This window comes from Actinomadura sp. J1-007 (genome assembly GCF_009793335.1).
Lineage (GTDB): Bacteria > Actinomycetota > Actinomycetes > Streptosporangiales > Streptosporangiaceae > Spirillospora > Spirillospora yumaensis.
Genome location: NZ_WING01000003.1, coordinates 678,379 through 690,979 on the forward strand (window position 1 = coordinate 678,379; position 12,601 = coordinate 690,979).

At 73.0% G+C, this 12,601-nt stretch carries 8 protein-coding genes and 1 riboswitch; of the genes, 1 reads left to right on the plus strand and 7 read right to left on the minus strand.

Annotated elements, in window-relative coordinates:
• Positions 1–34: 34 nt before the first annotated feature.
• From GEV43_RS44520 to GEV43_RS44545, 6 genes are all read right to left on the minus strand, one after another.
• Positions 35–1,288: a glycosyltransferase gene (locus tag GEV43_RS44520; RefSeq protein WP_309240315.1), complete on the minus strand. Its 1,254-nt coding sequence runs from the start codon at positions 1,286–1,288 to the stop codon at positions 35–37.
• Entirely contained in the window at positions 1,272–4,244 is a 2,973-nt protein-coding gene (locus GEV43_RS44525; RefSeq protein ID WP_309240316.1) for a CDP-glycerol glycerophosphotransferase family protein, read from the minus strand. The genes GEV43_RS44520 and GEV43_RS44525 overlap by 17 nt, the downstream gene beginning before the upstream one ends.
• A 218-nt stretch (positions 4,245–4,462) precedes the next feature.
• Entirely contained in the window at positions 4,463–5,227 is a 765-nt protein-coding gene (locus GEV43_RS44530; RefSeq protein WP_160826634.1) for a CHAP domain-containing protein, read from the minus strand.
• 10 nt (positions 5,228–5,237) lie between these two features.
• A riboswitch (cyclic di-AMP (ydaO/yuaA leader) is annotated at positions 5,238–5,396 on the minus strand.
• 438 nt (positions 5,397–5,834) lie between these two features.
• A complete protein-coding gene (locus GEV43_RS44535) occupies positions 5,835–7,733 on the minus strand; it encodes a SpoIIE family protein phosphatase (RefSeq protein WP_309240317.1) in 1,899 nt (632 codons plus the stop codon).
• 268 nt (positions 7,734–8,001) lie between these two features.
• The gene (locus GEV43_RS44540; RefSeq protein WP_160826635.1) at positions 8,002–9,357 is read right to left on the minus strand and encodes a hypothetical protein; all 1,356 of its coding nucleotides are present in this window, start codon (positions 9,355–9,357) and stop codon (positions 8,002–8,004) included.
• 225 nt (positions 9,358–9,582) lie between these two features.
• Positions 9,583–10,413, minus strand: a complete 831-nt coding sequence (locus tag GEV43_RS44545) for a short-chain dehydrogenase/reductase (RefSeq protein ID WP_160826636.1) — start codon at positions 10,411–10,413, stop codon at positions 9,583–9,585.
• Positions 10,414–10,925: 512 nt separating this feature from the next.
• Between GEV43_RS44545 and GEV43_RS44550 the strand changes: the two genes are divergently transcribed.
• On the plus strand, positions 10,926–11,585 hold the full coding sequence (locus tag GEV43_RS44550) for a flavin reductase family protein (protein WP_160826637.1): 660 nt from the start codon (positions 10,926–10,928) through the stop codon (positions 11,583–11,585).
• Between the two features lie 50 nt (positions 11,586–11,635).
• Here the strand turns inward: GEV43_RS44550 and GEV43_RS44555 are convergent, their stop codons facing one another.
• The gene (locus tag GEV43_RS44555; protein ID WP_160826638.1) at positions 11,636–12,394 is read right to left on the minus strand and encodes a glucose 1-dehydrogenase; all 759 of its coding nucleotides are present in this window, start codon (positions 12,392–12,394) and stop codon (positions 11,636–11,638) included.
• Positions 12,395–12,601 lie beyond the last annotated feature (207 nt).

Sequence of the window (12,601 nt, forward strand, 5' to 3'; positions counted from 1 at the left end):
CCGGACCAATCGCTTAGACCACTTCACATCGTATTCACTGGACCGGTCGAGCGATCCGGGACGCCTCCGCCTCACCGCCCGCCGGGGAGCGCTGCGGTGGGACGTCGCTGTGCAGCAGGGAGAAGAGGCGCTCCCAGCGGTCGAGCACCCGGTCGGGGCGGAACCGCTGCACCGAGCCGCGCGCCGCCGCGCCCATGCGGCGGCGCAGCTCGGCGTCGTCCACCAGGCGGTCGAGCGCCGCGGCGAACGCGGCGGTGTCGCCGGGCCGCACCAGCAGGCCCGTCTCCCCGTCGTCGAGCAGCTCGCGCACGCCCGGCGCGCAGTCGAACGCGACCGTCGGCAGCCCGAACGCCATCGACTCCAGCACCGACATCGGGAACCCCTCGGCCCGCGACGGCAGCGCGAACACCGACGCCCCCGTCAGCGCGGCCTCCACGTCGGAGGTGACGCCCCGGAACTCGACCGATCCGGCGATGCCCGCCGCGTCGGCCTGCGCGCGCAACTCGTCCTCCTGGGGGCCGCCGCCGTACACGTGCAGGCTCCAGCCGCGGTGCCGGGCGTCGGCGCGTTCCCACGCCTCCAGCAGCAGCTCGTTGCCCTTCTCGCGCGACAGCCGCCCGACGGACGCCACCACCGGCGAGCCGAGCGGCGCGGCGGCGCCGGGCGTCACCGAGCCGGGGGCGAGGAAGCCGGGCGCGACGTGCAGCGGGTTCGGCATGTGGTCGGCGTTGGTCATCCCGGCGCGCGCCCACGCGTCGGCGTCCTCGGCGGTGAGCGCGAGGAACCGGTCCGCGCCCGTGAAGTGCTCCTTCACCCTGCGGTGCCGGGACGAGGAGCGCGACGCCGCGTACGACTCGTGGCTCATCCCGACGACCTTCAGGCCGGTCGTGTCGGCGCTGCGTACCCACTCCATCGCCCAGACCTGCGCGACGATCACGACCGCGCCCGGCTCCGCCCGCGCGAACAGTTCCGAGAGCCGGCCCGCGCCGCGCCGCACGCCGGCCGTGCGCCACAGGTCGCGCCCGCGCGCCGCGACGTTCAGCCGCTTGCGGAGCGTCCCGGCGCGCCAGGCGAGCGCGGGAGGCCGCCACTCGTCGTGCAGGACGACCTCGGTGAACGAGCCGTCCGGTTCGTACGGGTGGGGTTCGGGCGCGCGGGTCACGCCGACGAGCGTGACGCGGTGGCCGCGCGCGGCGAACAGGCCCGCGATGTGGCGGGCCCACCGCTGGAGGCCGCCCATGCCGTCGATGTTGTTGCAGACGATGAACACGTCACGGGGTTCGGGCACGTCCGGTCCTCCTGCTCTCGGTGCCGCCGTCCCGCGCGCGGCGGCGCCCGCCGGCGGCGCGGCCGTGCCCGCGGGCGGGCCGTTCGGGGAAGTAGCGGTCGACGATCGTGCGGGCGGCGGTCCCCCGGTCGTGCTCGCCGAACCGCGCGACGAACGCGCGGCGGCGCGCGGCGTGCGCCGGGGCGTCGGCCTCCAGCCGCGACAGCGCGGTGACCAGCTCGCCCTCGGTGCGGGTGATCGGTCCGGGGGCGTGCGCGGTGAGGTCGAAGTAGCCGGTGCCGAACGCCTCCTCGTCCGGCAGGTGGAACAGCATCGGCCGGTCGAGCAGCGCGTAGTCGAACATGATCGACGAATGGTCGGTGATCAGCGCGTCCGCGATCAGCAGCAGCGGCGTCACGTCCGGTACGGCGCCGACGTCGCGGATCGCGCAGCGGGCCGACGGCGGGAGGTCCGCGCCGCACAGGTAGTGGGGGCGGACCAGCAGGACCAGGTCCCGGCCGAGCTCGCGGGCGAACCGTTCGGGGTCGATCGGGACCTGCGTCTCCCTGACCGGTCGCCCGTCCGGGCCCCGCCGGAACGTCGGCGCGTACAGCACGGCGCGGCGGCCGTCGTCTCCGAGGCGGAGGGTGCGGCGCAGCTCGTCCACCTCCGCGGCGAGTTCCGGGTCGCCGTCCACGCCGTTGACGAGCGGGTCGTTGCGCGGATAACCGGCGGCGAGCAGCTCGGAGCGGACGCCGAGGCCCCGCGCGAGGGTGCCGACGTCGTGGTCGGAGCGGACGAGGAAGCAGTCGTACCGGTCGACCATGCGGCGCAGCCGCGCCCGCTCCCCCTCCGCACCCTCCTTCAGGTGCTGCTGGTCGTACCCCATCGGCTTGAACGCCGAGCCGTGCCAGGTCTGGAGGTAGGTGGTCGCGCGCCGCTTGCGCAGGCCGTCCGGGAACCCCTGGTTGTCGATCCAGAACTCCGCGCGCGCCAGCGCCAGGTAGTAGGCCCACGATCCGCGCCGTACGAGCTCGGCGTCCTTCGGGAACCCCTTCGGCGACGCGGCGTACGACCAGATCGCCCGGACCGGCCGTCCCGAACGCCGCAGCTCCCGGTGGATGTACTTGGGGTTGTCGGCGTACCTCGTGCCGAGATGGCTCTCGAACACGACCGAGCCGGTACGGACCGGCAGCCGCGTCAGCACCCGGTTGAACAGCATGACCTTCGTCCCGCGTGACGTCAGGGCGCGGCGGGCGGTGTGCCGCGCCCGGCGGACGCGCCGCCAGGCGGAACGTCCCGCGCGCGAGCGGGCGGCGCGGTGCACCGCGGCCTGCGCGAGCCTGCTCAGCGGGCGCCGCCCTTCGAGGCGGAACGCGACGTGCCCCGCCTCGGTGACGTACGAGCGGAGCCCGTCGCCGGCGAGCCGCGTCAGCCGGGGCCGCACGGGCAGCACGACGCCGTCCAGGCCGGGCGACTCCGGCCCCTCGCTCGGGCGGGTGACCATCTCCTGGCCGTCCGCCGAGATCCGCACCCGCAGGTCCCAGACCGGATCGGCGAACCCGAGCGGGCGGATCCGCCGCGCCGGGTCCAGGTCGGCGCTCCACGCGAGCCGGTCGCCCTCGTGCGCGACGTCCGCACGGACCGCGCCCGAACGGGACGGGCGGCGCCGGTCGTAGAACTCGACCGTCCCGCGCAGCTCGGCTCCTTCGGCGACGCGCCCGAGCGGGTTGAGGACGCGCCCGGCGACGCGGGCGCGGCGGCCCCGCGCCTCCAGCTCCGTCACCGTGTTGGCCGGGCGCAGCTCGGCGAGCGGCCGGCGGTGGAACCCGAAGCCGGTGACGTCGAGCACGCGCCGCCCGACCGGCTCCAGCGGGCGGGCCCCGCCCCAGTAGATCCGCCCGCCGCGCTCCGCCAGCGCGGCGCGGATCTCCGGGCGCCTGCCGCGGCCGTACTCGGCGGCGGCGAGGGCCCCCTCGCGGTCGCCCTCCCGCACCAGGTACGCGGCGATCGCGGGCATCGGGTTCGCGGCCTCGTACACGCGCGGGTCCAGCTCGGCCAGGTACCCGGCCGCCAGGTCGAGGAAGCCGTCCCGGTACTCCGGGTCGCGGTTGCGCAGCTCCCGCAGGTACAGCAGCAGGTCGTGGTTGACGAACTTGGCGTCCTTGGCGAGCTTCAGCTCCCCCGCGCCGCGCTCGGCGAACAGCCCGTCGATGCGCCGGTGGATCTCCAGCCGGTCGGCGAAGTTGGCCAGCTCGGCGCGCCGGTTGGAGATCGACTGGGCGCCCTCGCGCCGTTCCACCAGCCAGTTGTAGACGCGGTGCGGGATCACGGCGGTACGGTCCGCGGCGAGGTACGCCTCGGCGGTGAACAGCAGGTCCTCGTAGTGCAGCCGCTCCACGAAGCGCAGGCCGCGCCCCTCCAGGAACCCCCGCCGGTACGCCTTGTTGGTGGACAGGGTGTCGTAGAGCATGTCGGGGTTGTCGCGGAGCGAGCCGTACACGGCGCGGCGCTCGTACAGCCACGGGTACCAGGGGCGCACCCGCCCGCTCCCCCGGTCCAGGTGGACGCGGGCGCACAGGCCCGAGACGAGGTCGGCGCCGGTCTCCTCGGCGGCCGACAGCAGATTGAGGCAGGCGTGCCGGTCCAGCAGGTCGTCGCTGTCGAGGAACATCACGTACCGGCCGCTGGAGCGCTCGACCCCGACGTTGCGCGGACGGCCGCAGCCCCCGGAGTTGACGGGGAGCCGCTCGGCGCGGACCCGGCCCGGGTGCTCGGCCGCGAGCCGTTCGGCCACGTCGCCCGTCCCGTCGGTGCTCGCGTCGTCCACCACGACCACCTCGACGCCCCCGAGGGACTGCCCGAGCGCCGAGCCCACCGCCCGGGGCAGCCGCCGCTCGTCGTTGTAGGCGATCACCACGACGCTGACATCCGGGCGCGCCCGCATCGGCATCCCCTCCGCAAGTCCGGCGTACACCCGATCCCTTTCCAGGAACCGGCGGACGGCGCGGCAAGAGCACCCAAAACCTCTCAACGTTTGGCATTACCCGCCCTCACCCGGGAAAGGGCGATGAACCAGTCAGAAGCCCTGAAACGCGGGAAGGCGCCCGGCGGGGGTGCCGGGCGCCTTCCCTTGCGGGATTCCAGGATGGTTCGTGGGAATCGCTCCCGCGCGGTGCGCGGGGTTCGCCGGTCCTACTTGGCGTAGTCGGGGTAGCCGTAGCCGACCACCTGCGACTTGTCGCGGACCTTGCGCTGGACCTGGTTGTCGGTGTTGCCCTCGACCGTGCTGATCGTGCCGTCGCCGTTGTCCTTGGCGACGAGGCCGACGTGGTCGATGTCGTCGATGCCGCCGCGCGAGCCGTTCTGCCAGTCGAAGAACACGACCGCGCCGGGCCTGGCGGTGTGGCCCCAGCGGCCGTTGCGCTCCAGCCACTTGGCGTGCTCGACGGTGTAGGCGTCCCAGCCCATGTCCTTGACGCCGAGCTGGGCGCCGACCCAGGAGACGAACATGTTGCACCATTCGGCGCCGTTGTACTCGGAGACGCTGCCGCCGTCGCGGCGGGCGGTGCGCTCGGCGTTCGGGGTCGAGACGTACCAGCGGTGGTACTTGGTCTGGCCGCCCTTGCCCTCCTTGGTGCCGACCTGCTCCTCGGCCAGCTTGACCACGGCGGACGGCTTCACGCGGTGCGGTACGACCGCGTAGCCCTCCTTGCGGGCCTCGGCGAGCCGCGACAGCTTCTCGCCGCCCTTCTCCTTGGCGGAGGCGTCCTTTCCAGCGGCCTTCCCGGCGCTGGCGGGGGCCTTCGCGGCCTCGGCCGCGAGAGCGGGGGTCTCGGCGTTCGCGCTGAACGGGTTGATCAGGGCGAAACCGAGGGTTCCGGCGAGAACGGCGCCGACGCCGATGCCGATGGCGCGCTCTTCACTGGACAGGGGGTTGAAGCTCTTGAGCACGGGCATGCAGAGAATCTCCTTGTCTCCCATGACGCCTACCGGGTTAGCTGACGGATTCGGGCATGGAAGAGCCCTACGGCGCACGCGATGGAGCGCCGATTCACCCCAATGAACTGGGTCCCCGGCTCCCCGTCCCCCGCCGTGGCGGAGAACGCGGACTCGGCCTTGGTGCCGCAGGCGCGGCACCGGCTTTTTCGGATTGATCTCAGTGAGCTGGGCGCGGCGTGGATCGCTCGCGCGTCGCGGGCCACTTCGCCTCGCGACCTGCGGTCAACTGGATGACCGCGGCGGCGCATGGAACGCGCCGCAGATTCGGGACAGAAGGTATCAACCTTCGCGCAAAATGCAAACCAGGCATCAAGGATGCCCTCGGGGACCTAAAGCCCCATCAAGAAACCTTCAACGCCCCGCCCCCTCCGGACCTTCCCGATCTTCTGGAACCGCGCGGAGGAAGGGCGAGCGGACGCATTGCGCGCAACCAAGATCGCCTTTCCGCGGCACCGGCGGAAAGGCCGCCCCGGCCCTTAGGGCCGGGCGTCACGTGACCAGCACCACACCACTCACCCCCGGGCGCCCCATGGTGACGTACGCCACACGCCATCGCCGCGGGGGCTCAGTCGACGCGCAGGGCGAACAGGGTGGTGTCGTCGGCGGCCCTGTCGAAGTCCATCCGGTCCAGGACCTCGTCCAGGACGGCGTCGGGGTCGCCCGCGGTGTCCCGCAGGATGGTGGTGAGCCGCTCGATCCGCTTGTCCAGGTCGGCGTCCCGGCGCTCGACCAGCCCGTCGGTGTAGAGGAACAGCAGGTCGCCGCTCACCAGCCGGGTCGACAGCGTCGAGTAGTCGAAGCCGGAGAACGCCCCGAGCATCGGCTCCGGGTCGACCTCCAGGGGGGCCGCCATCCCGTCCCGCACGAGGATCGGCGGCGGGTGCCCGGCGCAGCTCCACTGCACGAGCCGGCGGCGCGGGTCGAAGTACGCGATGATCGCGGTCCCGGTGGCCGACTGGAGGTCGCTGACGAGCTCGTTCAGGTAGCCGAGGAGCTGCCCCGCGGGCTGCCCGGTGTAGGCGAGGCCGAGCAGGCCGTTGCGGGTCCTCGCCATGTTCGCCGCCGCGGGCAGTCCGTGCCCGGCGGCGTCGCCGATGGCGAACAGGCCGCGGCCGTCCGGCAGCGCGCGGGTCGCGAACCAGTCGCCGCCGATCCGCGCGGCGCTCTCCGCCGAGAGGCTGCGGATCCCGATCTCCAGGCCGGGGATCTGCTCGACCTGGTGGACGTCCGGCAGGATCGCGCGGCGCAGGGTGACCGCGACGCGGCGCTCCTGCGCGATGCTGGCCTGCTGGCGGAGCATCTCGCGGCGCGTCTCGGCGAGCGCCTGCTCGACGCCGCGCCGCCGGGTGATGTCCTGGGACACGATGTTGATCGAGACGGGCAGGCCCGACTCGTCCAGCACGGGCTCGGCGAACACCCACAGGTTGCGGCGGCCCTCCGACGTGGTGACGCGGTGCTCGAACTCGACCGGCTCCTTGCGGGAGAACAGCGTCTGCACGGCCTCCTCGACCAGCGGCATGTCCTCCTCGGCGACGACCTTCGGCAGGTCGTGCGGGAGCGGCGGCTCCTCGGTCAGGTCCAGCCCGTAGTTCGCCGCCATCTGCGGCGTCCAGTCGGCCTCGCCGGTGACCAGGTCCCACTCGCCGAAGCCGAGCTGGGCGAGCCGCTCGACCCGTTCCAGCCTCCGGTGCAGCCGGTCCTCGTCGTGGTGGTAGCGCCACACCACGCACACGCCGGTCGGGACGGGGGCGCAGCGCACGCTCATCCGGGACGTGCGGGACAGGCCCTCCTGCGCGGTCGAGTAGAGGAACGGCTCCCGCTCGTGCGGCACGCCGGTCTCCATCACGTTCACGTACTCCTCGAACAGGCCGCTCAGCGCCGCGCCCGGGTCGGTGCGCAGCAGCCGCAGCCCGGACAGCTCGGCGGCGCCCCGGCCGAACAGGTCCCGCGCCCCCGAGTTCAGGTTCGCGTACAGCAGGTCCACGACGCGGCCCTCCTCGTCGCGGACGGGCACCAGGTGCGCCGCGCCGTCGATCGAGGAGTCCAGCACCGCCCGCGCCTCGGGGTCGTCGGGCAGCGCGGAGACGATCTCGGCGTCGCCGCGGGTGTCCACCGCGGTGATCTGCCGCAGGATCTCCTCGGCCTCCGGGGTCGGCTCCTCCTGCACCGTCTCGGCCGTACGGGGCGCGGGCGCCTGCGTGCCCGCGATCTCCCCGGCCCGGCTCTCCTCCGGGGCGCGGACCCCGACCACCAGCTCCGCCGCCTCCCGCAGCTCCAGGTCGAGGTCGCGGGCCAGCCAGATCAGATGCTGGAGCGCCTCGCCCGGCGGGACGCCGAGCCGTCCCGCGAGGACGACCCGCGCCTCGGCGAGCATCGCGCGATCGTGCGCGGCCCCCCGCAGGTCGGCCAGCTCCGGCGCCGTGTCGGCCCCCAGCTCACCACGCGTCTCCGGCCCTTCCGTCACCCGAATCCCCCATTCGGCGGTTCATGCCCCCGAAAGAGAAAAGGTACATAGAGTCGCGTACGACGATTCTTGTTATCTTCGTTCGCAGTCCATATCTTTGCCCCGGTTTTCCGTTGGGGACCCCGCGTTCACCTTCCCGAGAACCCCCCGTCACCTTCCAGCCCACCACCCGGCAGGCGCCGCCGGGCCGGTGCGGGCTCGGCCTCCACCGACGACCACCGCAAGAGAGGGCGCCCCCAGTCGTACTGGGGGCGCCGCGGAACGATCGTCAGTCGGCAGGGGCGTAGACGCCGTACACCATGCGTTTGCCCGGGTGCTCGCTCACGGTCCAGAGGGTGGATAGCGTCGGGCTGGTCTCGGTCCCGCCCGGCCAGTGCGAGAGGTCCTCGGGACCGATGCTCAGCGGTTTCTGCACATCGGTCTCAAGGGTCCCCGTGGCGGAGCTGACGGCCTTGGTCTTGAGCAGGCTTCCCGCGTTCTGCCCGTTGCTCTGGCTCAGGTACCACTTGCCGTTGAACCTGACGGCCCCCTGGATGTTGGAGGCGGGCAGGTTGTACGTGGCATCGGCGTTCCAGCGGTACGTCGAGGAGATGTTCTGCTCGCCGTTGGAGGTGGCGCCCGCGATGGGCCACGCGGCGACGCGGCCGTTGACCTCCTCGTCCTTGTCGCAGTACTCGCCGGCGGTGAGGTGGTCGGTCCCGCTGCGGTCGAGGCCGACGTAGGAGAACTGCGGCGAGCCGTCCCGCACGGTGCACTTCTCGCCGGTCGGCGCCGTGTGGGTCCAGGCGTTGACCTCCGGCATGATGTAGCGGTAGCCGTGCCCGTAGTACGTGCCGTCCTGCCTGCCGATCTTCCCCTCCTCGGCGGTCGTGCCGTTCTCGGAGTCGCCGAGGTCGTAGATGTGGCGCATGTCGAACACCCGGAACCCGCGCGCGGTGTCGGCGACGTAGAGGAAGTTGCCGTACCAGACGATGCCGCCCGCGTGCAGCGACAGCGACTCGCCGGTCTGCGCCGTGCGCAGGCTCATGTAGCTGACGTTCCCCGAGGCGTTGGTGAACGGGTAGACCAGCAGCACGTGCCGGTACGCGCCGGTGTCGGGGTTCATGAACGAGACGCGGACGCCTCTGATCTGCTCGTCGGTGTCGTAGCCGTCGCCGTCGCTGTCCACGCCGTCGTCGTCGTTGTGGTCGTACCACGTGACGAGGACGGGCTTGCTGGAGGTCCCCCAGACCTGGTCGGCCTGCGCGTCCGCGACCGTCGTCACGCCCTGCGGGTACCAGATGGGGATCACGTTGTCGGCGTCGTTGAAGCACAGGCTCCTGGTGATGGCCGGCCGCGGGACGTCGTCGTCCACGGCCGCCTCCTCGCAGGGCGCGCCGTACGTGATCGGCCTGTCGTCCTGGCGGTTGAGGTCGTTCATGATGTCGCCGACGCCCTTCCTGACCAGCGTCTGGTCGAGCTCGGCGACCCGCTGCCGCAGCTCGGCGGCGTTGCTCGCGGGACGGAGCTGGAAGTTGACCAGCTCCAACGGCGTGGCGGACGCGGGTGCCTGGAAGGCGGCCAGCCCGGCCCCGGCCATCACGAGAGCGGTCGCGGAGGCCAGCACCTTTCGGCGCCAATTCATGTGCTCTCCCTTGCGATCGGCCCTGGACCGCAGCGAGAGCACGGAGCGGGACGGGCGGGGATTGCCGTGCCACCGACCAGGATCACCGGATGATTGGCATCAAGATGACACGAAGCCCTGATCACGCCTATTGGGAATCCCCGGCAAACCCCCTCACCCAAGATCGGCGTCCTTTGCCGGTTTGACCGGCGCGCGCCCCAGTCGGAGCCCTCCGCGGTCCCGCGCTCAGCCGGGCCGGCCCGCGTCGGCGATGAGCCTGGCCAGCGCGGGGACGCGCGCCGCGAACGGGTCCGCGAGGGCGAGCGGCGAACGGGCGGCGAGCAGCGCGGGCACCCACCAGGGCGCGTGGACGGTACGGGAGCGGTGCTCGATCCCGGCGGCCATCGCGGCGCCCGCGCGCTCGACGGAGATCGGCGCGCCGAGGCGGCGCGGCATCCTGTCCAGACCGGCCAGCGCGGGCCGGTCCGCCATGAGGCCGCGGACGAGCCCGGTGTCCACGGCGCCGAAGTAGGCGATGCCGACCTGCGTGCCGGTGTGCGCCAGCTCGATCCGCAGCGCCCGGCCGAACGCCTCGATGCCCGCTTTCGCCGCCGCGTACGCCGCGACGGTCGGGCACGGGATCGCGGCGGCGATCGAGGACGTCATCAGCACGTAGCCGCGCCGGGCCCGGACGTGCGGGAGGGCGGCGCGGACCGTCCGCCAGACGCCGAGGAGGTCCACCTCGATCACTCGCTCGAACTCGGCGGGCGCCACAGCGGCGACGGTCGCGACGGGACCGCTGACACCCGCGTTCGCCACGACCGCGTCGATGCGGCCCCGCCGTTCCGCGACCTCGTCCATGACGCGGCGCAGGCCGTCGGCGTCGGTCACGTCCACCTCGAACGCGGCGGCGGGATCGCCGAGCTCCGCCGCGCGCCGGCGGACCGCCTCGCCGTCGCGGTCGAGCAGCACCACCCGCGCGCCCCGGTCCGCCAGGCGGCCCGCGGTCGCGGACCCGATGCCGCTCGCGGCCCCAGTGATCACGATGACCCGGCCGTTCAGTCTGGAAGTCGCCATGGCGGGAAACTAGCCCGCCCCCCGCACCCCCGAACACCCCCGGCGATCAGAAGGCCCGCCGAGCCACCACCGCAACACACAAGCGCGTCAGCCCCGGCGCTGCGACGCGTCCAACCCACCGCCCCGAATCGATCCACACGCGACGACACCCATCGGGCGCTCTGCCGCAAGTCGCTCCACGCGCCGGCGCCGAAGAATTCCGGGATCAGAGAGCGGAACCGTCCGGCGGCCACAAGCACGCACACTCTGCCGCGGAAGTTTCGCCAGCCGGTAACACCGACCACCGAGCCGTACAACAACAGCAGGGCCTCCGGCCGGTCGGGTGCCGCCCCACCGCGCCAGCGGAACGGGGCCGGTGGCGGGCGGGATCCCGGACAGCGGGATCCTGGGGGCGGGGGTTCCGTTCCCACTCGTCGGGGACGCCCGACTTGCGCCGCCCGTTCCGCGGCCTACGGTCGAAGGACGAGCCCCGGCACCCCCGACCGGACCGACGCACCCCGAGGTGAACGCCCATGACCGCCGATCACGCAGAAACCGCGGAGGCCACCGAGCACGGCGAGAGCGCCGCGACCGGCTCCGCACAGGCCCGGCAGGCGACGGGCGCCGGCCGGGCGTCTGCGTCCCGCACGATCCCGCCGTCCGCCCCTGAGTTCCGGCGCGCGCTCGGCGAGTTCGCGACCGGCGTCACCGTGATCACGGCCGCGGACGCCGAAGGGCCGGTCGGCTTCGCGTGCCAGTCGTTCGCCTCGGTGTCGCTCGATCCGCCGCTCGTGCTGTTCTGCGCCGGTCACAGCGGACGGAGCTGGCCCAGGATCCGCGCGGTCGGACAGTTCTGCGTGAACGTCCTGGGCGAGCACCAGGACGACCTGTGCCGCCGGTTCGGGTCGAGCAACGGCGAGAAGTTCGACGGGCTCGCGTGGGAGACGTCCCGCTGGGGCACCCCGGCGCTCCCAGGCGTCCTGCTGCGCGTACACGCGGAGGTCGACGCGGTGCACGTCGCCGGGGACCACGACGTGGTGATCGGGCGGGTGCTGGAACTGGAGACCGAGACGGGCCCGGCCCCACTCGTGTTCTTCCGGGGAGGTTTCGGCCTCGAACCCTCCGCGCCCGCCCCGTCCGCGGCGGACTGGGCACTGGCCGGCCCGTGGGGCTGGGGCGACCACTGGGACTGACCTCCGGACCCGTCCGGCGCGGATCAGGTCCCTCCTGACCTGCCGCATTGTCAGCCAGTAGTCAGCCCGCCGTCGATCGCGAACTCCGTCCCGGTGATGTACGAGGAGGCATCTGAGGCGAGGAACAGCACCAGTTCCGCCACGTCCTCCGGCACGCCGACCCTGTGCAGCGGCGCGCGGTCGAACCCGCCCGCGCCGCGCTCGTACCCGGCTGCCGCGATCATCGGCGTGTCGATCGCGCCCGGGTGCACCGAGTTGACCCGGATCCCGTCGGCCGCCAGGTCCAGCGCGGACGAACGGGTCAGCCCCCGCAGCCCGAACTTCGACGACCCGTACGCCGCGTGCCCCGGGATCCCGCGCAGACCCGCCGTCGAGGAGATGTTGACGATCGACCCGCCGCCCGCCTCGCGCATCGACGGCACCACCGCCCGGATCCCGAGGAACGGTCCGACGAGATTGATCCGCAGGATCCGTTCGAAGCGCTCCTCGGTCTCCTGGTCGACGGGCGCCGTCCGCCAGATCCCGGCGTTGTTGACCAGCACGTCGATCCGGCCGAACGCCTCGCGCGCCCGTTCCGCCACCTCGGCCCAGCCGTCCGCCGACGTCACGTCGTGCCGGACGAACACCGCGGCCTCGCCGATCGACGCGGCGACGGCCTCCCCCTCGTCCGCCAGCAGGTCGGTCAGGACGACGCGCGCCCCGGCCGCGGCGAACAGCCGCGCCTCACTCTCGCCCTGCCCGCGCGCAGCGCCCGTGACGATCGCGACCTTCCCGTCCAGCCTCGGCTCGGGCCTCCCGGACACCACCATGCGACCTCCTTCTCACGAAGTGCGGAACGACCGCTTCGCCCCACCGGCGGACGGTCGTCCACACCTCTGCGGGACCGTTCCCATCTGGATCAAGCACATCACCTCGCCACCCCCGAACGACCACGGCGCATGGCCTAGCTCGCCGCGTACACCTGCCGGGTCAACGCCGTGACCCGCTTCGCTCCGGCCTCGAAGCCCGACCCCGCC